We start from the raw sequence: 25,061 nt of genomic DNA on the forward strand, positions 1-25,061 counted from the left end.
TAGAAAGTAGGTTATGGTATGACTAAAATTATAATAAATGCAGATGACTTTGGATATTGCGAAGCTGTGAATTATGGTATAATATCAGCTCATAATAATGGAATAGTTAAGTCTACATCTATGATGGCAAATATGCCTGGTGTAGAACATGGAGTAAAGCTACTTAAAGAAAATAGAGATTTAAATTGTGGAGTTCATATGACTTTAAGTTGTGGTAGACCATTATTGTCTAACTTAAAAACTATTGTTGATAAAGAAGGTTTTTTTATTAGAAGAATTACAGACGAAATTATTAAAAAAATGGATTATGACGAGATTTATAGAGAACTTTGTGCTCAAATAGATAGAGTAAAAGAACTTGGAATAGACATATCTCATTTAGATAGTCATCATCATATTCATACTTTAGTAAATTTAAAACCAATAATAGAGAAAATTGTAAATAAGTATAATCTTCCAATAAGAGGAGGTTTTGAATACGATTTAGAGTATTCAAAAATAGTTCCATTAATAGATAGCTTTTATAAAGAAAATGTGAGTGAAGAATATTTTATAAAAAATATAGAAGAAATAATGAAGTATGATGTAGTGGATATTATGTCTCACCCAGCTTTTTTAGATGATTATATTTTAAATTCTACATCTTATGCAATTGATAGAACGAAAGAGCACAAAATACTTACATCTAAAAAAGTCAGAGAGTTTTTGAGAGAAAATGGATTAGTCATATCAAGCTATAGAGATATTTAGGAGGTAATACAGATGGATGAGAAGATGATAGAAATATCTTTTGGAATAATTGGATTTGCAGGTGATGCAAAAGGTCTAGCTTTTGAAGCTATAAAAGAAGCAAAGAACGGAAATATAGATGATGCTAGAGCGTGCATTGAAAAGTCAAAAGAATCAATTCATAAAGCACATAAATTCCAGACAGAATTAATACAAAATGAAGCTAGTGGTAATAAAACTGAAATGAGTGTTATATTAGTTCATGCACAAGACCATTTAATGACATCTATGAACTTTCAACAACTAGCAGAAGAATTTGTAGATTTGTATGAAAGATTGGAAAGCAAGTAGTCTAATTTAACTATTATGAAAGAGTGTTTTTAATAATTTCTATAATTATTAAAGACACTCTTTTTTATTAGAATAAATTTAAAAGTTATAACTTAGGAATCTCTTATTATTTTATTAATATTTTAAAATTTAGATTTTTCGTAATTGTAAGGTATACTAGTACCAACAACTACATCTTCAATTTTTTCAATAATAAGCCAATCATCCATATTCCCTTGGTGGTCGAAATCAAGAGGTGTTATTTCTTGAACGTTTTCAAACTCAACCAAGCATAAACACTTTTTATGCCAACGAATTTTTTGCTTTTCGGATAAATTTAATTTTGATTGATTTTCATCTAGAACTTTGCAAATTTCGTCTTCTGTTAATTTAACATAGTTGTCTACTTTTTTAACAGTAGCCTTTGCAGAAATTTTTGAAGTTCCTTTTTCCATAAAATAAAGTAATTCTCCTTGAAATACTCTGCTATGTGGTATTTTTCTACCAGCAGCACCTCTAATTACCATCGTCTTAGTTCCCGCTAAAATTTTGTCTAAGACCTTTTCTCCTTTTTTCCCTGCATTATCACAATATACTAAATGTACCACGATTTAAATCCTCCTTACTAAATTACTGTTTTGTACCTTGCATTTTATCATTGTTTAACTGAAAAGTCATTCTATTTATTATATTTACATAAAAAACAGGTATAAAATTTATTGTTAAATAAAAGAAAACCTTATCTGTAGTATATATAATTAAGATTAATTAGGAATTTTTATCCTTTTGCAAAATAATATTGACTAAAACTAGAAAAATGCTATAATAAATATGTGCTTATGATAATCAATATCATATAAGTATAATAAACAAGTAGGAGAAATAATCATGAAAAAAATAAAATCATTAGCAATATTTATATCTATTATAACTACGTTAGTACTTGTTACAGCATGTTCAGATAGTAACACAGATAATAAAGAAAAATCAGATACAAGAGTTGTACAATCTGTTAAGGGAGAGGTGAAGATACCATCAAATCCTAAAAAAATAGTTGATATATCAGGAAGTAGTGAGGAATTATTAATAGCTGGCTATACACCTATTGCAACAGCAAATATAGACTCATATGAAACTGATAAATTACCAAGTTACATAAGAGAAGAACTTAAAGATGTAAAGATAGTAGGTCACTCTATGATGGATACTATGGATATGGAAGCTATATTAGAAGCAAATCCAGATTTAATAATAATGAGTCAAAGACAAGAAAAAATCTATGACCAATTAAAAGAAATAGCTCCTGTAGTCATGATGAAAGATTATGCAAATGACTGGAGAAGTAAGTTAACTGATGTTTCAAAAATATTTGATAAAGAAGACGAAGCTAAGGATTGGTTACAAAAGTATGATGAAAAAGCTACAAAACTAGGTAAAGAAGTTGTAGAAAAAAATGGAGAAAAAACTTATTTACCAGTGTTAGCAAGTTCAGGGCAATTTATGGTGTTTAGTGATGGAGGAATTGGAACTTTAATTAATGATGATATGAAATTAGCTAGACCTAAAAATATGCCAAAGCAAGATGGAATAACATTACCAATGGTAAGTATGGAAGGTCTTACAGATATAGATGCAGACCATATAATTGTGATAGCTACAGAATCAGATAAAAAAGATTTAGAAAATAGTGCTATATGGGCTCAAATAAGAGCAGTAAAAGATGGAAACGTAACAATACTTGATGCAGCTCCATTTTTCAGCCAATCATATAATCCAATTGGAAAAGAGTTGTTATTAGAATCAGTTAAAAATGAATTAACAAAGTAATTCTTAACTTATTAGGTGTGAGATAATGATGTTCATTTTTCACACCTATTTTTAATAAGTTTAAAATTATAAAATACCTAATGAATATTACTGTACTAACAATTAAAAGGGAAAAGGAGGTAGGATAATTGACTACACTTAGTAAAAAAAATCTGACTTATTCGTTGATATTAATAAGTATAGTTGCGCTTGTATTTGGAATTGTATTATCCATAACTATTGGGGCTAAAGATATGAATCTATCGACTGTTATAAGTAGTTTGACAAATATGGAAGATGGAATAAATATGAGAATAGTGAAGGATGTTAGACTTCCAAGGGCAATAGCAGCAGCACTTGTTGGAGGATTTTTAGCAGTTTCAGGTGCTATAATGCAAGGAATAACAAGAAATCCTATAGCTGAACCTTCTGTTATAGGAATTACACAGGGAGCTACATTTGCAATTGCAATATCATTAGTACTTCAACAAAAATTTCCTAAACTTATACATGGGAGCTTTAGCATAATGATATTTGCATTTATTGGAGCAAGTATAAGTGGTTTATTTATATATTTTATAAGTTCCAAATCAAGAGGAAGAGTTAATAACGTAAAATTAGCTCTTGCAGGGGTAGCTCTTGGAACATTGTTAATTTCTTTGGCATCTGCAATATCCATGTACTTTAATCTATCTCAGCAATTAAGTTTTTGGATATCAGGAGGACTTGTAGGCGTGACGTGGGAAGGTATAAAGCTATTATTTATAGTTGGAGGTATTGGATTTATACTATCTATGATTATGGCCCCAAGAATAACTATCCTAAGTCTTGGAGAAGAAGTGGCAATAGGGCTAGGACAAAAAACTGACATTGTTAGGTTTATATGTATAGTCTTAGTAATATTAATGACTGGAGCATCTGTCTCAGTATCAGGTAATATTATTTTTATAGGTCTCATAGTTCCTCAAATAGCTAAAGGAATAGTAGGCTCAGATTATAAGTATATAATACCAAGTTCTTTGGTTCTAGGAGCTGTGCTACTTGTATATACGGATATATTAAGTAGAATGATAAATCCTCCATATGAGACTCCAGTTGGCTCTATAACTGCTCTTATAGGAGTTCCAATATTTATATATCTTGTTAGAAAGGGGAATAAATAGGTGCTATGAAAAATATTATAAAAACAAATTCTAAAACTTTACTTGTTATATCAATTTTGATGGTACTTATTTTTATTGCTTTTCTAGTTAGTTTAAATTTAGGTTCATTTTCTATAGAACCAATGGATGTTATAAAGACTTTTATAGGTCAAGGTCAGCGTAATCATGAAATTGCAATATTTAAACTGAGATTACCAAGAATAATAATAGCGTTATTGGTTGGTTCAGCATTATCAACAGCAGGTGTAATACTTCAAGGAGTTACAAAGAATGATTTGGCTGACTCTGGAATTTTGGGTATAAATTCAGGAGCAGCATTATTTGTAGTTGTTTATATATATCTTATGAATGGTAATGTTTATGAAGGCATGAGTAATCTCACTGTATTTACAATGCCAGTTGTTGCACTTGTAGGAGCTTTGTTTGGAGCATTTTTGATATATTCTCTTGCATGGAAAGGTGGAATAAATTCATCAAGGTTACTACTAATTGGTATAGGCGTAAATATCGCTTTTACTTCAATTTTGACGATATTTCAATTAAAATTTACAACACAAGAATTTAATAGAGTTATGGTATGGACATCAGGTAGCATCTGGGGAACTAGTTGGAAATATGTAATAGCTGTACTTCCATTTATAGTGATTTTTATGGGAATAACTATGTATAAGGCTAAGTATATAGATGTCTTGAACTTAGGTGATGAAGTGTCTACAAGTCTTGGTGTAGATGTAGAGAAGCAAAGAAGAAGACTCATAATATATGCAGTGATTTTATCTGGTGTATCAACATCCGTAGCAGGGAGTATTTCGTTTTTAGGTTTAATAGCACCACACATAGGAAGAAAGATAATAGGTCCAAGACATAAAAGACTAATACCAGTATCAGCGTTGATAGGTACATTATTACTTTTAGTGGCAGACACTATATCTAGAAATATTCTTGCTCCTATAGAAATACCAGTAGGTATAGTTGTCTCTATAATAGGAGTACCATACTTTATTTATTTAATGTTGGCAAATGATTAGGAAAGGGTGTTGTTATGAATTGTATAAATACTAAAAATCTAAATGTATCATATGGAAATACAGATATTATAAAAGATTTAAATTTAAATATACCAAAAGGAAAGATAACTACTATAATAGGGGCTAATGGTTGTGGAAAGTCTACAATACTTAAAACAATAGGAAGAATTATTAGCCCTAAAAATGGAAATATATATATAAATGGAGAAGATATATATAAGAAAAAATCTAAGGAGATAGCGAAAAGTATGGCTGTACTTCCACAAAGTCCTCAAGCTCCTAGTGGTCTTACTGTTTCAGAGCTAATTTCATATGGAAGATTCCCTCATAAAAGTGGATTTGGAAATTCTAGTAAAGAAGACAGAGATATTGTAAATTGGAGCTTAGAGGTTACTGGAATTTCAGAGTTTAAGGATAGAAGTATGGAAGATTTATCAGGAGGACAAAGACAAAGAGCATGGATAGCTATGGCTTTGGCACAAGAGACTGATATACTTTTATTAGATGAGCCTACAACATATTTAGATTTAGCTCATCAATTAGAAATACTAAAATTATTAGATGAATTAAACAAAAAACAAGGAAGAACTATTGTCATGGTAATACATGAACTTAATAACGCAGCACGATTTGCTGACCACATGATAGGTATTAAGAAAGGTAAGATAGTTTGTCAAGGTAATGCGTACGATGTTATGACAAAAGATAATCTAAAGGAGTTGTTTAATATCGATGCAGAAATAGCAACAGACCCAAGGACAAATAAACCAATTTGTATAACTTATGACATGGTATAAATGGTGACAACATGGAAAATCAAGAAGCATTAAGACATGAAAAAATATGGATTTTATTATTTAGGTATTCAATACCTGCAATAATAGCGATGATGGTAACTTCACTTTACAATGTAGTAGATAGAGCTTTTATTGGCTCTATGGAAGGAGTTGGGTCTATAGCTATTGCAGGACTTGGTGTAACTATGCCAGTATTTACACTAATAATAGCTTTTGGAATGTTAGTATCAGTAGGTGCTAGTACAAGCTTATCTATAAAGTTAGGAGAAAAAAATAAGAAAGAAGCAGAAAAAATATTGGGTAATGCCCTTACACTATCTATAATTATATCTATAATTATAACTGTATTAGGATTAGTTTTTTTAGAAGACATACTTTTTCTTTTGGGAGCAAGCAAAGATTCAATATCTTATGCAAAAGACTATATGAGTGTTATATTGCTTGGAACTCCATTTAATCTAATTGCATTTTCTTTAAATAATGCAATTAGAGCAGAGGGAAATCCTAAGTTAGCAGCTAGAACAATGATAGTAGGTTGTATACTAAATTTGATATTAGACCCAATATTTATATTTGTGTTTAACTTAGGTATAAAAGGTGCAGCTATAGCAACTGTACTCTGTCAAGTCGTGGTATTTATTTGGGTAGCACATTATTTTATAAGAGGGAAATCTAATTTAAAATTAAAAAAATACAATTTAAAATTAGATATAAATATAACAAAAAAAATATTTGCAATAGGTATGACACCATTTGCAATGGAAGTAGCGATAAGTATAACTCATGTACTTACTAATAATTCTCTAAAGGTTTATGGTGGAGATTTGGCTATTGGAGCTATGACAGCTCTTACATCTATTTTGTTGATGTTTATGATGCCTGTATTTGGTCTAAATCAAGGTATGCAAACTATAATATCATATAATTATGGAGCAAAGCAATTTGACCGTGCAAAGAAAACCCTAATACTGTCTATCTTAGTATCTATAGTTATATTATCTTTTGGATTTTTAGTAGTGCAGGTATTTCCTGAAGTATTTGTTGGCATATTCAACAAAGATTCAAATCTAATGGAAATAGCTGTAAGAGGTATAAATATAAATTTAATCACCTTGCCTATAATGGGGATTTCTATTGTTGGACCTGTGTATTTTCAATGTGTAAGTAAAGTTAAACATTCTATGTTTTTGACTCTTTTGAGACAGTTTATCTTATTTATACCATTGATTATTGTACTTCCAATTCGATTTAATTTAGATGGGGTTTGGTTAGCACAGCCAATTGCAGATTTTATTGCTATGATAATTGTATTATTGTTCTTAAGAAGAGAATTTAAGATGAATCAAGCCTAAAATATTGAAAAATAAAAAGTCCTGTCTCAAAATGATTAAAATCATTTTATAGAGACAGGCTATTATTTTATGGCATCGCTTGTATTGACTTCATCTAGTGTTTTTCCAAAAGCCATTTTTTCAAATATTTCTTGAGGTATAGGTTTAGAAAAAACATATCCTTGTATCATATCACAATTAATTTTCTTTAGATATTCCATCTGTAAGATTGTTTCAACACCCTCCGATATACTATTCATATTTAATTTTTTTGCCAGTTCAACTACAGATTCTATTACATGATTTTCAGATATATTATCTGCATTGGGAGCACTAAAAAATGCTCGGTCAAGTTTTAGAGTATCGACTTTTATTTCTTTTAGCATGTTAAGTGAAGAATATCCGCTTCCAAAATCATCTAGTGAACATTGAAAACCTTCCTCATGGATTTGGTCTATTACATTGAGTAACATTTGTAAGTTATCAAATACAAGTGTTTCAGTTAATTCGATTTCCAAAAGTTTAGCAGGAACATCGTATTTATCACGAATTGTTTTGTATTTTTTCAAAAAATCTTTATTATTTAAATGGGCACGTGAAAAATTAACTGAAATAGGTATTGGAGTTTCTCCATTGTCTATCCATTTTCGTATCATGGCACATGATTTTTCAAACACATAATGGTCAAGTTTGATGATGAAGCCATTCTTTTCAAAGAAAGGAATAAAATCATTTGGTGGAATAAGACCTTTATCTGGGTCTTGCCATCGTACTAACGCTTCTGCACCTACAATATTATTGTTTTTAAGGTCTACCTTAGGTTGGAGGTAGACTACAAATTCATTATTATCTAATGCTTCTTCCATTCTATTTTCCATTTCTTTTTCTTTAAGCATTCTCAAACGTTCTAAATCACTATAAAATACACATGTGTAAAGTGGATGATTTACAGCATTTCCTTTAATATTTTTTCGTGCTACATTTGAACGGTCTTGAATTGATACTAGTGGTATATTTGGGTCATCAATTTTATAGACGCCTATAGAAAGAGCTATGAAATATTTACATTCTTTATCTTTATTAAAACTGTTAATATCGTTTGTAATATTTTCTATGTACTTAAGAATTTCTTTCTGTGAAATAGTTTTAATAAGAATATTAAACTGGTCATTAGAAACTCTACAAAGTAATTCTTTTCGTTCCAAATAATTAGCAATTACATCATGTATGTATTTTAATGTTTTATCTCCAGCGTCACTACCAAAAGAATCATTAATAAGTTTGAACTTCTGAATATTTATAGATACTAATGAATAGGTTCCTGATGAAGATGATTGTATGATTTCTTTAGCTTCCATATCAAAACGTGCCTTACTATAGCCTTTAGTTACAGGGTCTACATAGGCGATTTTTATAAGTTGTTCTCTATTTTTGCGATTTATAAATATAATTGATATGATAAGTAATAAAAATAATATAATAATTAAAATGTTGATAAAAACTACTTTTTTTAGAAGTAAATCAAACTGTGCATTTGCTACTTTTACTGGAACAATTGAAAGTAGGTATAGATTTTCTTCTTCCAGAGGAACATAGTGCATTGCTTTATAAATACCATCATCCAATGTAAAGTACATAGAACCTTTTTTGTTCTCTTTTAAGTTTGCTTTCATTTCTCCAAGAGTATTTTTACCAGTATAGCTTCCATGTTTTTTAATTGTGTCGAAAAAGTTTACAACATTTTTTGGCGCGTTTTTGTTGTCTGAACTTACAATAAAATTTCCATTTTTGTCAATGATTTGAGAAAATCCTTCACCACCAAAACTTTCCACGCTTAGTAAAGTTCTCATAGTATCAAGAGTATTCCAAGCAGTAACAGCTCCGACTATTTTATCATTTTTATAAAGTGGTACAGAATATAAAATTCCATATATACCAGATTGAGATTTGATTGGAGTAATTGTCTCTTCACCTTGAAGAGCTTTTCTATAAAAATATTGTCCTTTAACATTACCTGTACTTTCATCAGTGCCTATAAAACTCCCATTAGAATTGACAATACCTAACCAATCAAACTCCAATAATTTTGATTTTTTAGATAAATATTCAGTGACATTTTTATTGTTATCACTAAACTGAAAATAAGTATCCCCTATAGAGTATAATATTTTAAATATACTTTTACATTTTACATTAATTGTAGTGGAGACACTCTCTGAGATTTCTGTAAGATAGCGTTCTGTTTCACTATGAGTTACTTTATGTAGTGTCATAACAAAAGTAATACAAACTAAGGACACAATTATAATAAGAGTTAGCAATAAAGTAATTATTATTTTTTTATTTTGTGCGCTTTTAGTATACATTTTTTATATTCCATCCTCCATCTTTTATTGGCTTACAAAGAAGACTCCTCTCAGACATATTATACCAAATATTTATATCTGTGAAGGCGCTAAATTTTATTTTTACGCTTATTCTTATGTAGATTCTTTTAAAAAGTAGGGAAGATATTCTTATAATTTATACTGGAATTTAATTAAATAATATTGTTATGAGTTATAATATTTTATAAATAAAAAAAGAACTGTTTTCAAAATTATTTTAACTATTTTGATACAGTTCTTTTTGGGGTTGAAAAAACATTTATAAAGGATTTTTAATTTATAGTCTCTGCATAAATATTGAATTTATAAAACAATACCTTATATTTATTACAAACTAGAATGTAGATGAAATTCTGTAAATACCAAATTCTCTATGACCAAGGCTTTCAGCTTTAGTGTGTTTGCCATTACATACTTCTACTATTTCATCGAATATTTCTTTACCTATATCTTTAATTTTAGCACCTTCTGTTATAATTCTACCTGCATTTATATCAATATTATCTATCATTTTGTTGTATGTATCACTGTTTCCAGTAATTTTAATAACTGGTGAAATTGGGCTTCCTGTTGGAGTACCTCTACCAGTTGAGAAGATTACAATCTGTGCACCACCTGCTACCATACCAGTGATAGAATCTATATCTTGACCTGGAGTATCCATAAAATATAATCCTTTCTTATCTGAAGGTAAAATCTCAGCATATTCAAGAGCACCTTTGAATGGTTTGTCCCCTGCTTTATACATACAGCCAAGTGATTTTTCTTCAATTGTTGATAATCCACCAGCTTTATTACCTGGAGTAGGTTGACCACTGCGTAAATCTTCTCCCATAGTGATTGCTCTTTTTTCTACATCACTTACAAATTTAAGAAACTTTTCTTTCATGTTTTCATCTTCAAAGCGAGTAGCCAATAAATGTTCTGCACCAATTACTTCTGTAGTCTCACTTAATATACTACTTCCACCTTCGTCTATAAGAAGATTTGATGCAATTCCTATTGAAGGGTTTGATGCGATTCCACTTGTTGGATCAGAGCCACCACATTCAAGTGCCAATGTAATTTCGCTCATATCAAATTCAACTCTTACTTCTTTTGATATTTCACGAGCCATATGACCTGCTATTTCAGCACCTTTAGCTATTGCTTTTAGTGTTCCACCACATTCTTGTATAACAACATAGTCAACTTTTTTTCCTGTTGTAGATATTTCAGATGCTAAATCTTTTGCTTGAATACCATCACATCCAAGGCCAATTACTAAAACAGCAGCTACATTAGGGTTTTTACCAAATCCTATTAATGTTTTTGCTGTAAGCTCTATATCAGAGCCAATTTGACAACATCCATGTTGATGTGGGATAGCTATTGCTTCAGGAACAAGTGCTGCAATTCTTATGGCTGTCTCACTTGAACAGACAGATGTTGGAATAACTAAAACATGATTACGAATACCATATTGTCCATTTTCTCTTAAATAACCCATTAATTTCATTTTTATTACCTCCTATTTTTTATCTCCACGACCACGTGTACTTTCAATATTATGTACATGAACATAGTCACCAGTTTTTATGTCAACTGTTGCAATTCCTATAATCTCGCCATATTTATAAACAACATCACCTTTTTTTACATCTTCTGTAGCCATCTTATGAAAAACAGGAATATTATCATTTACTATATAAGATTTTCCATCAATTGAAACTTTTTCACCTTTAACTAAAGGTCTAACACATGTAACTAGATTGTCTTTTTCATTTGCATGAATAATTGCGTTCATACTTTTACCTCCTCAAAATATTAGTTTACTTCTATGTTTTTATTTGTTTTAAAAATAGCTTTTTTTCTTTTTTCTCTTTTATCCAAATAGGAGACGAGCATTGGACAACATATTGCTGTAACAATGATAGCAGCAGCAACTTGTACTGTTGAAACGGCCGCAATTGTGGCAAGTGTAGGGTCAATAGCGGCTAAAGCTTCAGGAGTACCAGCTGCATTACCTGCTGTTGTACCAGTAGCTGCACCTACTGCTGGATGTTCTGCACGTATAAGTTTCATTACAAAATATCCACCCATACCTGTTATTAGAGTTACAGCAAGACCTAGTATAACTCCAGGGAATCCAGCAGTTATAATTTGGTTAAAGTTTAATGCAGCTCCTAGAGGAAAAGCAAAGAAAGGTATTAATAATGTTGTACCAGGTGCAAGAAATTCTCGTATATCTTCATCGAGATTACCAAGTATAAATCCAAGTAGTATTGGTATGAGTGCTGCAAATAAAGCTACTATAGGTACATTTGCAAGTCCAGTTACCCCAAAGGCAAGCATCGTAAAAAATGGACCATCATTTAGAGATAATATAGATATCGCACCAACATCTGTAGAATCTCCATATTCACCAGCAAGAGCAGCAAATAGACCTCCATTTGAATTAGTCATAGTAGCAACTATAGCAAGAGGTGTAATACCAATTATGCCTTTAGGACCAATGAATTTACTAACAATAATACCTAGTACTGCACCAATTATAAATTTTGTTGCCGTGAGTACTATGCCCTTAGTCAAAGGTTTGCCTGCTTGTCTTATGTTGATTTGAGCGCCATTACATAGACAAAATAGAGCAAGTATACTCATTGCACCAGTTTTAAATAAGGAAGTTGTAAATCCTCCAATTTCAAGAGCCTGTGGACATACTGTATTAAATAGTGCTCCCAATAGCAGGGGACAGACCATAAGTCCTCCTGGTATCTTTTTCACCGATTTTAAGATATGCATCTAGTATCACTCCTTTTAATTTTTATATAAGTATTTAAAAGCAATTACTATGCCAATAGAGGTGTCATATAGTTTTAATTTTTATAAGTATTTTTAATATTCGTATAAAATACTGTAGATTACTTAGATTAAAAAAAATATATGGAAAAATATAGCGAAAAAAATAATCTATTTATTATGTAGTAGAATTTTAAATAGAAAAAAATAAACGCTTTATGTATTAAAATTAAACATAAAACGTTTCGATATATTATATATGTATTATTTTTAAACATCACTTTCGATTTCTTTTAACTTTCTCCATAGGGTAGAGCGAGTGATTTTTAGTATTTCACAAGTTTTTGTAGTGTTTCTATTATTTTCATTATAGACTTTGTATATATATTTTTTTTCTAGTGTTTTTAAGTCTAAGTTATTATATTTAAAATCAGCCTTATCTGTATCAGTTATAGTATTTGCACATTCACTATTGTATTTTTCTGATAAAATTGAATCAAATGATTCTATAATAACAGCTCTCTCGATTATTCCTTCTAATTCTCTTATGTTTCCTTCATATTCTTTTTCAAGAAGAGCTTGTCTGATATTTGGAGTGATAATTAAAGGTATCTTATTGTATTTAGCTGAATATTTTTTTATGAAAAATTCTGATAATTTTATTATATCTTCTTTTCTCTCTTTGAGTGAAGGAAGGTACAATGTTAATATATTTATTCTAAAGTAAAGGTCTCGTCTAAATAAACCATCACGCATCATATCTTTTAGGTCTTTATTTGAAGCACAAATTATTTTTACATCTATGGGAATAACTTTATCACCACCAATTCTCATAACTTGCTTTTCTTGTAAGACTCTTAATAATCTTCCTTGAAGTTCAATTGGAATTTCACTTATTTCATCGAGAAAAATTGTTCCTTCATGTGCCAATTCAAATACACCTGTTTTTCCTTTTTTTCTTGCTCCTGTGAATGAGCCCTCTTCATAACCAAAAAACTCACTTTCTATTAAAGATGGAGGTATTGCAGCACAGTTTACAGCAACAAAAGGAGCATTTTTACGTTTGCTATAATTATGAATACTTTGACAAAATAGCTCTTTACCAACACCAGATTCCCCTGTAATAATCATTGGAGTATCATAACAAGCATATTTTTTTGCAACTTCTATACAATCTTTTGTTTTTTCACTTGCATAGATTATATCATCAAATGTATATTTGGCAGAGAGACCTTTGTTTAATAGACTTCTTCTTATTGTGTGTTCAAATGAACTTATTTCCTTACTGTCTTGAAATGTAGAAACTGCCCCTTGAATTTGACCATCAACGATAATTGGAACTCTATTTGTGATGATTTTTGTACTTCCTATATTCTGTATTTCACCAATTTGTGGTTCCATGGTTTCAACTACTTGAGGTAAAACTGTATTTGGAATAATATCTATAACATTATGATAAAGTGCATTTTCTTTCTTTATACCAAATATTTTTTCAGCACTCTTATTAAATAATGTGATTTTAAAATTTTTATCAACTGTTATTATTCCATCATGTACAAAATCTGTCATAGCTTCTATCTGTAATCTTCTTTTTTGTTCATCTTTAGTTGCGTCTAGTATTTGTTCAGCTTGTTGAATGGCTCTAAGTATGTTTTCTTCTCTAGATTCAATTAATATTCCCTTACAATTAAGTCTTTCAACAATATGTGCAACAGTAGTATCACCTATATATGTATTGATGCCTTTTTTTCTATATTTTTCTATAGCATTATAAATTTCTTCTTCCTTTTCAATTTCAATCATCGTTATTTTCTTATTCAATATTTCTTCTATAATATCAAAGCCATATATAACATTATTAAATCCAATTATCCCAAATGGTTCATTTGAATTTTTAACTTCCTTATAGCTTTCTATAATATCATAAGCATCTACTTTAATCTCAACTATAGGTATGTTATACGTTTCTTTTAACATATTGTAAGTTCCACCTCTACTTATGATAATTCTAGTACCATGGTTAATACTTTTTTCGGCGAGTGGTATTCCTTCTTTTAAGTTACCAAATACAACGTCAATGTTTGTATACTTATATTTTTTTACTATGTGAATCGATTTTTCATAGGTTCCTTTAGTAGGAGCAATAACAAGTATTTCTTTCATAATAATTCCTCCATATTTCATCAAATAAACTTAAAGATTATTATTATAACTAAATTTTATTAGTGATATTTTAATATTTTACTTTATATTTAATTATAAATAAAGTATTTTTAAATAAATTATTATAAAAGACTGTATAAAAATAAGATTTTAGAATTCTAAAGCTTTTTTAAATACAGTCTTTTAATATATAATAACATCTATTTGTCAAATCTATTTACCTTAAATAATCTCATATTTTTATCTTCTTCTCCAAGATATAGCTTACTAAGCATTATACCTCCTAGGATTGCAAAAAGTATTCCATTAGCTCCATAACCTAAACAGTACCATAAGTTGTGATTTTTGTTATCAGGTCCAATAAAACCTAAGTTATCTAAAGTAGAAGCAAAGCAACCACAATACTTGTAATCAACTTGTATATCTTTTATGTCTTTAAACATACCTTTTAGTCTTTGTTCAAGAATGTCATATTTTTTATTTGCTAAAGTTTCATTTTCTATATCACTGAAGTCTACATCTTCGCCACCTATAATCAATCTATTATCTTTAGTGGTTCTTAGATAATTATATGGGTCACAATTGTCTCTAATCAGAATATTGTCTTTCCAAGAATCAATGTCTTTAAGTGGTTTTGTAGCTATATTAAAAGTATTAGATTTAGTTGCGAAGTTTCTATTTGTAAATAAACTTGTATTATATCCTGTAGCCACAATTAGTTTTTTGCCATAAACTTTATAGCCATAAGATACTTCAGCTGTTACTTTATCATCTGAAAAGTCTACTTTTTTTACTTCTGTATTTTCATATACTTCAAGACCTTTTTTCAGACTTACATCAATGAGATGATGACTATACTTGTATGGGTCTATTTCTCGTCCACCATTTTTTGCTATCAATCCAGACTTTAAATCGAAACTAAAAGGGTTTGTAGATTCATCGATATATTCAACATCAAATCCATTTTCTTTTCTTAGATTATATTCTTCTTTTATAGCTTTAATTTCAAGTTTACTGGCAGTGTAAAGCAAAGTGTCTCTTTTTGCATAATCACACTTATTTCCATGTAATTCTATAAATTTATCTAATTCTTCAAGTGCTGATACGCAAAGATTGTATGCTTTTAAGGCATCAGTTAGAGTCATGACTTCTGTTAAATCTATCAAATTGTCATCCAATTCATATTGTAAAAGTGATGTGGTTACACTAGTACTTCCATGTGCAATCCTTCCTTTTTCAAGGATAACTGATTTTATATTGTTTTTAGCTAGATAGTATGCACAAATACATCCTGTTATACCACCTCCAACGATTATAACATCTGTATCAATATCATCAGTAAGGTATGGAAATTGTCTTGGAATTTTATTTATACTGGTAAAAATAGGCTTGCCTTTTACATATTCTTGATTCATATATTTCACTCCTAACATTTATTATGTATGAGTGTATTATTTTCTATAGCAAATAATATTATACATTTTAAATGTTTATATAAATGGGTATGTATAAATAAAAATATGATAACATTTTAGTGTAAAACATATGTATAATATATTCATAAGTAATTTGGTATATAATGATGATTAACAAGTAAAAAAGATTGAATAAAAGTTAAATAAAAATTTAAAATAGGAGGTAGATTTATGCTTTCAAAAGATATAGTTTCAAAGGTATTGGAAAAGTGTTTAATTACTGGCGGAGATTTTGCTGAGATTTTTGAAGAAGACACTATAAATAATTCTATTGGCTTAATAGATAATAAAGTAGAAAATGCAATAGGTGGAAGAAACTATGGTATAGGAATAAGAATATTTAAAGGATTAAAGAGTATATATGCATATACAAGTGATAATTCATTGAATAGTTTATTAGACATAGCGTATAAAGCTGCTATTGCTTTAGGCAAGTTAGAAGAGGGGAAGAGTGTTATATTAAATGACAGTATTAAAATAAACAATCTACATAATATAAAAATCTATCCAAATTCAATAGGTAATATAGATAAAGTAAATGTCATGAAAATTGCATATAAAAGTGCAAAAGAATTTAGTAGTGATATATCACAAGTAAATGTAACTTATTCAGATAAAGACCAAAAAGTACTAATTGCAAATACTGAAGGAATTTATGTGGAAGATAGAAGAATAAGAACTAGATTGGGAATAAGTTCAATTGCATCTAAAGGTAATGAAAATCAAACGGGATTTGAAGGACCTGGAGGGTGTAAAGGATTTGAAATATTTGAAGATATAGACCCAGAATACTATGGAAGAGAATCTGCTAGAGTAGCACATACTATGCTACATGCAAAAAACTGCCCAGCAGGTAATATGATGGTGGCAATAGATAATGGATTTGGAGGAGTAATATTTCATGAAGCTTGTGGACACTCTTTGGAAGCTACAGCAGTTGCAAAAGGAAATTCTGTATTTGCAGATAAATTAGGTCAACAAATTGCATCTACAAAAATTACAGCGATAGATGATGGGACAATACCAAACTATTGGGGTTCTATGAACATAGATGATGAAGGAAACAAAACTCAAAAAAATATCTTAATCGAAAATGGAATTTTAAAGTCTTATATGATAGATAAACTTAATGGTAGACGAATGGGAATGAAGCCTACAGGAAGTTCTCGTAGACAGAGTTATAAATTTGCTCCTACTTCGAGAATGACTAATACTTATATTGCTGCTGGAGAAGATAAGCCAAAGGATATTATAAAGTCAATATCAGATGGTCTATATGCCAAAAAAATGGGTGGAGGCTCTGTAAATCCTGTAACAGGAGAGTTTAATTTTGCAGTTTCAGAAGGTTATTTAATAAAAAATGGAGAAATAAAAGAAGCAGTTAGAGGAGCTAGTTTAATTGGAAAAGGTAGTGATGTACTTATGAATATAGACATGGTTGGGGATAACTTAGAACAAGCTCAAGGTATGTGTGGTTCAGTATCAGGAAGTATACCAACCAACGTAGGTCAACCTATGATAAGAGTAAAAGAAATTACTGTAGGTGGAAGATAGGAGGAATAAGTATGGAACTTAAAAATTTTAAAGATTTACTATTTAAGAAAGCTCTAAATGAAGGCTTTGAAGAGTGTGAAGTGTATTATTCCACAGTGGAAAATCTAATTATAAATATATATGAAGAAGAAGTTGAAAAATACAATCTTGATAAATCATTTGGCTTATCATTTAGAGGAAAGATAAGTGGGAAGATAGGATATTCTTATACAGAAATTTTAGATGATAAAGCTGTTGATATGTTGATAAAAAATGTAAAAGATGGGGTAAGAGCTATCGAAAATGAAGATGTACAATTTATATATGAAGGCGACAAATACTATAATGAAGTAAAGACTTATTCTAAGGAACTAGAAAATTTAGAAGCAGATAAGTTGATTGAATTAGCTTTACAAATGGAAGAAGAGACTAAAGCTTATTCAGATAAGGTAGTAAACTTATCTAGTTGTACTATATCTTATTCAGTAGCAAGTAGTGGCATATATAATACTAAAGGATTAGAGTTAAGTAATAAAACTAATCTGCTTATAGGGTTTGTAGTACCAGTTATACAAGACAATGGACAAAAATATGATGGAGTAGGATACAATATAGCAACTACTATTGAAGAAATAAATCCAAAGGAAATAGCAAAGCTCGGAGTTGAAAATGCGTTATCTAAAATAGGCGGAAAGAGTATACCATCAGGCAAATATAAAACTATATTATTTAATGAAGCAATGGTATCTTTACTTAGTACATTTTCTGGAATATTTAATGCAGACTCAGCTCAAAAAGGATTATCTTTGTTGAAAGATAGAGAAGGAGAAATGATAGCGTCTCCTATAGTTACAATAGTTGATGACCCACTTTTAGAAAATGGTATGGCATCTACTCCTTTTGATGATGAGGGTGTAGCTACTTTTAAAAAAGAAGTTATTTCAAATGGTAAACTTATGACATTACTTCATAATTTAAAGACCGCTAATAAAGCAAAAGTAAAGACTACGGGAAATGGAATAAAAGCTTCATATGCATCACCTATAAGTATATATCCAACTAATTTATATATAGAGAAAGGAAATATATCTTTAGATGATATTATGAAAGAAGTAGGGGAAGGTTTGATGGTTACTAGTTTTGCAGGGCTTCATTCAGGTGCAAATTCAGTAACAGGAGATTTTTCTTTAGCAGCTAAAGGTTTTTATATTAAAGATGGTAAAAAATCATTTCCAGTAGAACAAATTACAGTAGCTGGTAATTACTTTGATTTATTAAAAGATATTGAAGTTATAGGGAATGACTTAGAATTTCCAATGAGCAGTATAGGTTCACCTTCAATTGTTATTAAAGAATTATCAGTAGCAGGAAAAGATGAATAGAGATAGAAAATAATTGCACAAATATAAAGATAAATATGAATCCATGTTAATTTCTATTAGCATGGATTTTTTATTAATTTAAGTTATTTATTAAACCCTAACCATCCTAATAAAAGCATATGTTAAATCTTTGATGCATATAATTAATATCAATATTTAAATCTAAAGGAGGAGATACCATGAATGATGCACACTATGATATGCATAAGAGAAAGGGATACTCAAGTGACGAGCCATACCCAGAAATAAAAGTATTGGGAAAAAATAAGTATTATGCAGAACTATTAATGGATGATTATGCTGGTGTATCAAGTGAATTTACAAGTGTAAATCAGTACTTATACCATAACTTTGATTTAGATGAAAATTATAAAGAGTTAAATGAAATGTGGATAAATATATCTATAACAGAAATGTTACATATGGAGATATTAGCAAAAACTATAAGATTATTAGGTGGAAATCCTATATATAGAGGTTCTTCAAGTTCATGTGGTGCATATTGGAATGGTGGTTTTGTATTTTATGGAGATTCTATTTGTAGTAGATTAAAATCGGATTTACATTTAGAGTATGTGGCTATTGAGAATTATTATAAGGATATAAGTATTATTGAAGACCCTTATATAAAAGCTATATTAAATAGAATAATTTTAGATGAAAAGGTTCATGTAGGTTTGTTTAAAAAAGCAATAGAAAAGTACTGTAAATAGAATATAATGTTTAATTATTAACTATTTTATTCATATATATAAAACAACTATCATACATTTTCTTGAAGGGAGTTGCTAATGATATGTATTATGTACGTGTGAATGACATAAATATAGCAGTGTATGATTTAAATCCAAAGGCTAAAAAAACAGTTCTATTTATACATGGCTGGCCATTAGGACATAAGATATTTGAATATCAAACTAATATACTGCCAAAACTTGGCTACAGAACAGTTTCAATTGATTTAAGAGGTTTTGGTAACTCTGATGCAACAGCAGGAGGATATACTTATAGTCAGATGGCTGATGATATTTATAAGGTGGTACATGCTATTGGATTAGAAGATTTTACTCTTGTGGGATTTTCAATGGGTGGAGCAATTGTACTTAGATATATGAGTTTATTTAATGGATATGGAGTATCAAAACTAGTCTTAGCTGCTGCTGCGGCACCATCATTTGTAAAAAGGCATCCAGAATTTCCATATGGTATGACACGTGAAGATGTTAATAAGTTAATAGCTCAAGCATGTACAGATAGACCTGAAATGGTAACTAATTTTGGGGAAAAAGTGTTTGCATCAAATCCATCAGAAAGTTTTAGAAGGTGGTTTAATGATATTGGTTTTAGTGCATCAGGGATAGGAACAATTGGAACAGCTGTAGCTTTAAGAGATGAAGAACTATTTAATGATTTAAAATGTGTAAGAGTGCCTACAGGTATATTCCATGGAAAATTAGACCAAGTTTGCCCATATGAATTTGCAGTTTTTATGAATGAAAGGATAGAAGACTCAGTTTTATATACTTTTGAGTATAGCGGTCATGCTATATTCTATGATGAGCTTAAATTATTTAATCAAGAATTTTTACAGTTTTTAGAGGAATAGAAATATTTTATTAATAATTAAAGATATGATGATGTTATATAAAAGGGGCTGTCTCAAAATAGAGAAAGGCCTCTTTTTCATTGTTGAAATGATGAAAATATAGTTGATTAGTTGATTTCATACAAAAAAGAGTGCCTCATAAATTAAAAAGTTCATTTTGAGACACCTCCTTTATTTTTTTTGGTAGAAAATATTACCAAATAGCATAAAATATGACTTTTAAGATTTAAAATTTTTTCAAAAAGTGCTACAATAAACCAAATTGTTGTTTTCTATATTCAGTAAGCAGGAGGTGGTGATATGAAAAAACATAATATTTTATTTGTATCAACTGATGACAAAATAAATATGGATATCTCAGAACAATTAGAAAATATTTTTGGAGAATTTTGCAATATAGATAATATGGTTTACATAGATAAAATAAATATAGAGATATTAAAGTATGAATTAATAGTATGTTCAGATAATGATATAAAAGAATATATACACAATAATATTGATAAAAATATACCTATTGTGATAATACATCGTACAATAAATATTGAACATATAAATCAGATAATTAGCATAGAAAATGATTCTGAAGTTATGGTTATAGATGATTATAAGGAGTCAGCAGATGAAACAGCTAAGATAATTAAAAAGTTAGGTTTAATTCATATTAATCTTATACCATATTATCCAGGGTGTGATAAGGTAAATTGCGAGGTTGGAATTATTACAGGTAGTAGAAATAATGTGCCACAAAATGTAAAACAAATAATTGATATAGGTGATAAAATAATCGATATAAATACAGTCATAGAAATTTTTACAAAACTTAATATATCAATAGATAAATTACATATTATTAAAGAAAAATATAATGAAGATACTGTAAGTGGATATAGGTATTATACAACTATGAACAAAACTATGAAGAGTTTCTTAGAGATTATTGATGAAGGAATAGCCTCTATTGATAAATTAGGCAAATTTATATACTGTAATAAAATATTCTCAAATCTAGTTGGAATAGACCAAAATAAAATTATATCTAATAACTTTATGGATTTGTTTAGTGACAAGGTTGTTAAAAAAATGTTTTTTCAAGAGGATGAAGTTAATGATGAAGTAGTAAATCTAAATAATAAAAAACTTATAATTAATAAGGTAAATGTATACGAAAATCATGAACGTGTAAAGAGTATTATAAGTATTAAAGACATAAGTGATATACAAACACTTGAAGATAAAATCTATAATAAATTTCAGACAAAAGGATTCGTATCAAAGTACACATTTGAGAATGTTGTGGGTGAAAGTAAGATAATAAAAGAAAAGATTAATATTGCAAGGAAAATAGCAGCTACAGATTTTTCAGTTTTAATACTTGGAGAAAATGGAACTGGAAAAGAGATATTTGCTCAAGCAATACATAATGAATCTCTGAGAAAGAATAAACCATTTATTGCAGTTAACTTATCTTCTTTATCAGATACTCTTATTGAAAGTGAACTTTTTGGCTATGAAGAAGGAAGCTTTACAGGAGCAATAAAAGGTGGAAAAATGGGGATATTTGAAAGAGCTCATACAGGGACAATTTTTTTAGATGAAATAGGTGACATATCCTTAGATGTACAACAAAGGCTTTTAAGAGTTTTACAAGAAAAAGAAGTTATGAGAATGGGTGGAAGTAAAATCATACCAATAGATGTTAGAATTATAGCTGCAACAAATAAAAATTTAAAACAGAAAATTAAAGAAGGTTCTTTTAGAGAAGATTTATATTATAGGATTAATGTACTACATATAGAAATACCTAAACTTAGAGAGCGAAAAGAAGATGTACCTCTTATAAGTGAGTATTTTTTAAATGAAATAAACAGTAATAAATGTTTTACAGAAAAATCAATAGAGGCATTAAAATTATATAAGTGGCCAGGCAACGTAAGAGAGCTTAAAAATTTAATATATTATATTGATACTATAGTAGAAGAAGATATCGTGGACTATGAACATTTACCAGAACAATTTAAATTTGAAGAAAATAATATTTTAGTCAATGAAAAGTTTGATTCAATTATTTTGGATTTTAAACAATCGAATTCTTTAAATGAAAGTATTTGTATATTGAAGAATATAGAAATTTGGAATAATAAAAATATATCATTAGGAAGAAATAAATTACAAGAAATCTTAAAAGAAAAAGATGTTATCTTGAGTGTAGACCAAATAAGACAGAGAATAGATAAATTAAAAAATCATGGATTGTTATTATCTGGTATAAAAAAACAGGGTAGCTTTATAACTAATGAAGGTAAAAATTTTATATCGTATGTAAAAATAAAGGGGAAAATATAGGGTGTCAAAAGAAAAAAACACCTTAAAAATCCCCTATAATAGTTTGAAATAAATAAAGATAATTTTGAATATTAATATAATTTTTAAAATAGTGAATTAAAAATAAAAAAACATTTCTAATAAACAGTAGTAAATCGTCAATTTATTACTGTTTTTATTTTTATAATAATTGAGTATACAATTAAAATTTATATTTTGGCATGTTAATTGCTCTATAGTGTAAATATAAAAAATTGTAGAACTTGGAGGAAATTATTATGAAATCAGCTTATAAAGGATATGAAGCCTATAGTTATTTGGAAAAGGGAAAAGATATTTCATCTATTGAAATGTGTAAGGGAGACAAGAGAGTTGATGAGTATCTTATTGAGTTAGATGATATTCAAGAAGCAAAGGTTAAAAGTATTGTAGATGAAAAAGTATTTATATCTTTACATGAACATCCTGTTTTATTTCCAGAATATTTAGAAAGAGATATATTTGAATACAATAGAGAAGGTAAACAAAGATGTGCTTATGAGGCATTATCAAGAGGGTATTATGATGCTATATTTGATAATTTAATGGATGGTGTATGTACAATAACATCTAATTCAGGATGGAAATGGGATGATATATTAATTGATTTAGGTATGAGATTATGTGACTTAGCTCATCAAGATTTTGTTATAAAGTGTGAAAAAGTAGAAGATATATATATAGCAAAAAAAGAAGGAAAAGTAGCTTTGATACCTACCCTAGAAGGAGCTGCACCAATAGAAAATGAACTTGATAGAATAGATATTCTATATGGATTTGGCATAAGGTTAATGGGTATAACATACAGCGAATCTAATGCATTGGGTTCAGGATTGAAAGAAGAAAAAGATGGTGGACTTACGAATTTTGGTAGAAAAGCTGTTGAAAGAATGAATAAGATTGGAATGGCTATAGATTGTTCTCATGTTGGAGTTCAAACGACACTTGATGTTATAGAACACAGTAAAGACCCAATAATATTGAGTCATGTTGGGGCAAGAAGTCTATGGAACACAAAGAGATTGACTCCAGATGAAGTACTAATAGCATGTGCTAAAAAGGGTGGGGTTATAGGTGTAGAAGCAGCACCACATACTACAATAACTGAAAAAAACAAAGAACATTCAATAGAGTCATTTATGGAACATTTTGAGTATATTAAAAGTTTAGTAGGGATAGACCATGTAGCTTTTGGACCGGATACAGTATACGGTGACCATGTTAAATTACATTCAGTGTTAGCTGCTAAATTTGATATAAAAAAGATAACTGGCACAAAGGAACATCCTAAAGTAGAGTATGTGAAAGGTCTTGAAAATCCAACTGAAACTTCAAAAAATATTGTTAGATATTTAGTAAAACATGGATATAGTGATGAGGAAATAGAAAAGGTGTTGGGTGGAAACATACTTAGAGTGTTGAATAAGGTCTGGAAATAAGGTTTAAATATTTTAATAAAATTTGAGGATTTATAGGGAGGTTTTTTGCAATGGATTATTTAAAATTAGCCAATCATCCACTTTTGTGGATAGCAAGTACAGTAGCTGTGTCAATAGTAGTAGTACAATCTCTTGTATTTGCTATAAAATCTTGTAAAGTTGGGAAGACGATGGGGATAACTGACAAGCAAATAAAATCAGCTGTTAAGAGTAGTGCTATTTCAGCTATAGGCCCATCAATGACTATATTTGCTGGGATGGTTTCACTTATAGTAACTATGGGTGGACCTATAGCATGGATGAGATTATCATTTATAGGTTCTGTAATTTTTGAATCTATGTCAGCTGGATTTGGAACAGATGCACTAGGGATAACTTTGGGTTCTCCTGAGATGACAAAAGTAGCATTTACAAATGCAGTTTGGACTATGATATTAGGTTCTTTAGGGTGGATAATATTTACATTATTATTTGGGCATAAGTTAGATAAAATAACGAATGTTATTTCTAGTGGTAAGAAATCATTTATACCAATAATATCTGTAGGAGCAATGTTAGGTTCATTTGCATACTTAAATGCTGATAGAGTATTGCGTTTTGACAATGGAACAATTGCTTGTATAAGTGGGATGATAATAATGGTAATACTATGTATGATTGAAAAAAAGAAAAATATAAAATGGCTGAGAGAGTGGGGTCTTACCATATCAATGTTTAGTGGAATGATAATAGGTTCAATAATATAAGGGG

21 protein-coding genes are annotated in these 25,061 nt (G+C 29.2%); 14 read left to right on the forward strand and 7 right to left on the reverse strand.

Annotated features, from left to right (window positions below; all coding sequences use genetic code 11):
• The first annotated feature begins 18 nt into the window (after positions 1-18).
• Both chbG and KGF45_RS10745 read left to right on the forward strand, forming a co-directional pair.
• Complete coding sequence (chbG, locus tag KGF45_RS10740) at positions 19-750, forward strand: chitin disaccharide deacetylase (protein WP_227827672.1); 732 nt, start codon at positions 19-21, stop codon at positions 748-750.
• 12 nt (positions 751-762) lie between these two features.
• Positions 763-1,080: a PTS lactose/cellobiose transporter subunit IIA gene (locus KGF45_RS10745; protein WP_227827671.1), complete on the forward strand. Its 318-nt coding sequence runs from the start codon at positions 763-765 to the stop codon at positions 1,078-1,080.
• A gap of 122 nt (positions 1,081-1,202) precedes the next feature.
• On the opposite strand, the gene KGF45_RS10750 is transcribed toward KGF45_RS10745, so the two are convergent.
• Positions 1,203-1,667 (reverse strand): hypothetical protein, encoded by a 465-nt coding sequence (locus tag KGF45_RS10750; protein WP_227827670.1) that lies wholly within the window; start codon positions 1,665-1,667, stop codon positions 1,203-1,205.
• 280 nt (positions 1,668-1,947) lie between these two features.
• Between KGF45_RS10750 and KGF45_RS10755 the strand changes: the two genes are divergently transcribed.
• The 5 genes from KGF45_RS10755 (at position 1,948) to KGF45_RS10775 (ending at position 7,205) form a co-directional block, all read left to right on the forward strand.
• Positions 1,948-2,886: an ABC transporter substrate-binding protein gene (locus KGF45_RS10755; protein WP_227827669.1), complete on the forward strand. Its 939-nt coding sequence runs from the start codon at positions 1,948-1,950 to the stop codon at positions 2,884-2,886.
• A 128-nt stretch (positions 2,887-3,014) separates the two neighbouring features.
• Entirely contained in the window at positions 3,015-4,028 is a 1,014-nt protein-coding gene (locus KGF45_RS10760) for a FecCD family ABC transporter permease (protein ID WP_227827668.1), read from the forward strand.
• A 5-nt stretch (positions 4,029-4,033) separates the two neighbouring features.
• Positions 4,034-5,056, forward strand: a complete 1,023-nt coding sequence (locus KGF45_RS10765; protein ID WP_227827667.1) for a FecCD family ABC transporter permease — start codon at positions 4,034-4,036, stop codon at positions 5,054-5,056.
• A 14-nt stretch (positions 5,057-5,070) separates the two neighbouring features.
• Positions 5,071-5,853, forward strand: a complete 783-nt coding sequence (locus KGF45_RS10770) for an ABC transporter ATP-binding protein (RefSeq protein ID WP_227827666.1) — start codon at positions 5,071-5,073, stop codon at positions 5,851-5,853.
• An 11-nt stretch (positions 5,854-5,864) separates the two neighbouring features.
• Complete coding sequence (locus tag KGF45_RS10775; RefSeq protein ID WP_227842543.1) at positions 5,865-7,205, forward strand: MATE family efflux transporter; 1,341 nt, start codon at positions 5,865-5,867, stop codon at positions 7,203-7,205.
• Positions 7,206-7,267: 62 nt separating this feature from the next.
• Here KGF45_RS10775 and KGF45_RS10780 read toward each other — a convergent pair whose 3' ends face one another.
• The 6 genes from KGF45_RS10780 to KGF45_RS10805 all read right to left on the reverse strand — a co-directional run bounded on the left by KGF45_RS10780 (position 7,268) and on the right by KGF45_RS10805 (position 15,927).
• Positions 7,268-9,550: an EAL domain-containing protein gene (locus KGF45_RS10780; RefSeq protein WP_227827664.1), complete on the reverse strand. Its 2,283-nt coding sequence runs from the start codon at positions 9,548-9,550 to the stop codon at positions 7,268-7,270.
• Between the two features lie 355 nt (positions 9,551-9,905).
• A complete protein-coding gene (locus tag KGF45_RS10785) occupies positions 9,906-11,069 on the reverse strand; it encodes a UxaA family hydrolase (protein WP_227842544.1) in 1,164 nt (387 codons plus the stop codon).
• Between the two features lie 12 nt (positions 11,070-11,081).
• Positions 11,082-11,357, reverse strand: a complete 276-nt coding sequence (locus KGF45_RS10790; protein WP_009891186.1) for a UxaA family hydrolase — start codon at positions 11,355-11,357, stop codon at positions 11,082-11,084.
• A gap of 20 nt (positions 11,358-11,377) precedes the next feature.
• Positions 11,378-12,352 (reverse strand): 2-keto-3-deoxygluconate permease, encoded by a 975-nt coding sequence (locus tag KGF45_RS10795; protein ID WP_227839653.1) that lies wholly within the window; start codon positions 12,350-12,352, stop codon positions 11,378-11,380.
• Between the two features lie 267 nt (positions 12,353-12,619).
• Positions 12,620-14,512 carry a sigma 54-interacting transcriptional regulator gene (locus KGF45_RS10800; protein ID WP_227827661.1) on the reverse strand — a complete coding sequence of 631 codons (1,893 nt, stop codon included), beginning with the start codon at positions 14,510-14,512 and terminating at the stop codon, positions 12,620-12,622.
• A gap of 200 nt (positions 14,513-14,712) precedes the next feature.
• Positions 14,713-15,927: an FAD-dependent oxidoreductase gene (locus KGF45_RS10805; protein WP_227842545.1), complete on the reverse strand. Its 1,215-nt coding sequence runs from the start codon at positions 15,925-15,927 to the stop codon at positions 14,713-14,715.
• Positions 15,928-16,158: 231 nt separating this feature from the next.
• On the opposite strand from KGF45_RS10805, the gene KGF45_RS10810 reads away from it, so the two are divergent.
• The 7 genes from KGF45_RS10810 (at position 16,159) to KGF45_RS10840 (ending at position 25,057) form a co-directional block, all read left to right on the forward strand.
• Positions 16,159-17,541 (forward strand): TldD/PmbA family protein, encoded by a 1,383-nt coding sequence (locus KGF45_RS10810; RefSeq protein ID WP_227827659.1) that lies wholly within the window; start codon positions 16,159-16,161, stop codon positions 17,539-17,541.
• Positions 17,542-17,552: 11 nt separating this feature from the next.
• Positions 17,553-18,902, forward strand: coding sequence for a TldD/PmbA family protein (locus KGF45_RS10815; RefSeq protein ID WP_227827658.1), 1,350 nt, complete (start codon positions 17,553-17,555; stop codon positions 18,900-18,902).
• A gap of 179 nt (positions 18,903-19,081) precedes the next feature.
• Positions 19,082-19,615, forward strand: coding sequence for a ferritin-like domain-containing protein (locus KGF45_RS10820; RefSeq protein WP_227827657.1), 534 nt, complete (start codon positions 19,082-19,084; stop codon positions 19,613-19,615).
• 83 nt (positions 19,616-19,698) lie between these two features.
• Positions 19,699-20,508 (forward strand): alpha/beta fold hydrolase, encoded by an 810-nt coding sequence (locus KGF45_RS10825; RefSeq protein ID WP_227827656.1) that lies wholly within the window; start codon positions 19,699-19,701, stop codon positions 20,506-20,508.
• 300 nt (positions 20,509-20,808) lie between these two features.
• Positions 20,809-22,854: a sigma-54 interaction domain-containing protein gene (locus KGF45_RS10830; protein WP_227827655.1), complete on the forward strand. Its 2,046-nt coding sequence runs from the start codon at positions 20,809-20,811 to the stop codon at positions 22,852-22,854.
• Positions 22,855-23,111: 257 nt separating this feature from the next.
• Entirely contained in the window at positions 23,112-24,311 is a 1,200-nt protein-coding gene (locus KGF45_RS10835; RefSeq protein WP_227842546.1) for a dipeptidase, read from the forward strand.
• A gap of 50 nt (positions 24,312-24,361) precedes the next feature.
• Entirely contained in the window at positions 24,362-25,057 is a 696-nt protein-coding gene (locus KGF45_RS10840) for a DUF5058 family protein (protein ID WP_227827653.1), read from the forward strand.
• Positions 25,058-25,061 lie beyond the last annotated feature (4 nt).

The sequence above is a fragment of the Clostridioides sp. ZZV14-6154 genome (genome assembly GCF_020657785.1).
Lineage (GTDB): Bacteria > Bacillota > Clostridia > Peptostreptococcales > Peptostreptococcaceae > Clostridioides.

Coding starts and splice junctions, on each gene's coding strand:
- chbG (WP_227827672.1), top strand. CDS start 19: ATGACTAAAATTATAATAAATGCAGATGACTTTGGATATTGCGAAGCT.
- KGF45_RS10745 (WP_227827671.1), top strand. CDS start 763: ATGGATGAGAAGATGATAGAAATATCTTTTGGAATAATTGGATTTGCA.
- KGF45_RS10755 (WP_227827669.1), top strand. CDS start 1,948: ATGAAAAAAATAAAATCATTAGCAATATTTATATCTATTATAACTACG.
- KGF45_RS10765 (WP_227827667.1), top strand. CDS start 4,034: ATGAAAAATATTATAAAAACAAATTCTAAAACTTTACTTGTTATATCA.
- KGF45_RS10770 (WP_227827666.1), top strand. CDS start 5,071: ATGAATTGTATAAATACTAAAAATCTAAATGTATCATATGGAAATACA.
- KGF45_RS10775 (WP_227842543.1), top strand. CDS start 5,865: ATGGAAAATCAAGAAGCATTAAGACATGAAAAAATATGGATTTTATTA.
- KGF45_RS10780 (WP_227827664.1), bottom strand. CDS start 9,550: ATGTATACTAAAAGCGCACAAAATAAAAAAATAATAATTACTTTATTG.
- KGF45_RS10785 (WP_227842544.1), bottom strand. CDS start 11,069: ATGAAATTAATGGGTTATTTAAGAGAAAATGGACAATATGGTATTCGT.
- KGF45_RS10790 (WP_009891186.1), bottom strand. CDS start 11,357: ATGAACGCAATTATTCATGCAAATGAAAAAGACAATCTAGTTACATGT.
- KGF45_RS10795 (WP_227839653.1), bottom strand. CDS start 12,352: ATGCATATCTTAAAATCGGTGAAAAAGATACCAGGAGGACTTATGGTC.
- KGF45_RS10800 (WP_227827661.1), bottom strand. CDS start 14,512: ATGAAAGAAATACTTGTTATTGCTCCTACTAAAGGAACCTATGAAAAA.
- KGF45_RS10805 (WP_227842545.1), bottom strand. CDS start 15,927: ATGAATCAAGAATATGTAAAAGGCAAGCCTATTTTTACCAGTATAAAT.
- KGF45_RS10810 (WP_227827659.1), top strand. CDS start 16,159: ATGCTTTCAAAAGATATAGTTTCAAAGGTATTGGAAAAGTGTTTAATT.
- KGF45_RS10815 (WP_227827658.1), top strand. CDS start 17,553: ATGGAACTTAAAAATTTTAAAGATTTACTATTTAAGAAAGCTCTAAAT.
- KGF45_RS10820 (WP_227827657.1), top strand. CDS start 19,082: ATGAATGATGCACACTATGATATGCATAAGAGAAAGGGATACTCAAGT.
- KGF45_RS10825 (WP_227827656.1), top strand. CDS start 19,699: ATGTATTATGTACGTGTGAATGACATAAATATAGCAGTGTATGATTTA.
- KGF45_RS10830 (WP_227827655.1), top strand. CDS start 20,809: ATGAAAAAACATAATATTTTATTTGTATCAACTGATGACAAAATAAAT.
- KGF45_RS10835 (WP_227842546.1), top strand. CDS start 23,112: ATGAAATCAGCTTATAAAGGATATGAAGCCTATAGTTATTTGGAAAAG.
- KGF45_RS10840 (WP_227827653.1), top strand. CDS start 24,362: ATGGATTATTTAAAATTAGCCAATCATCCACTTTTGTGGATAGCAAGT.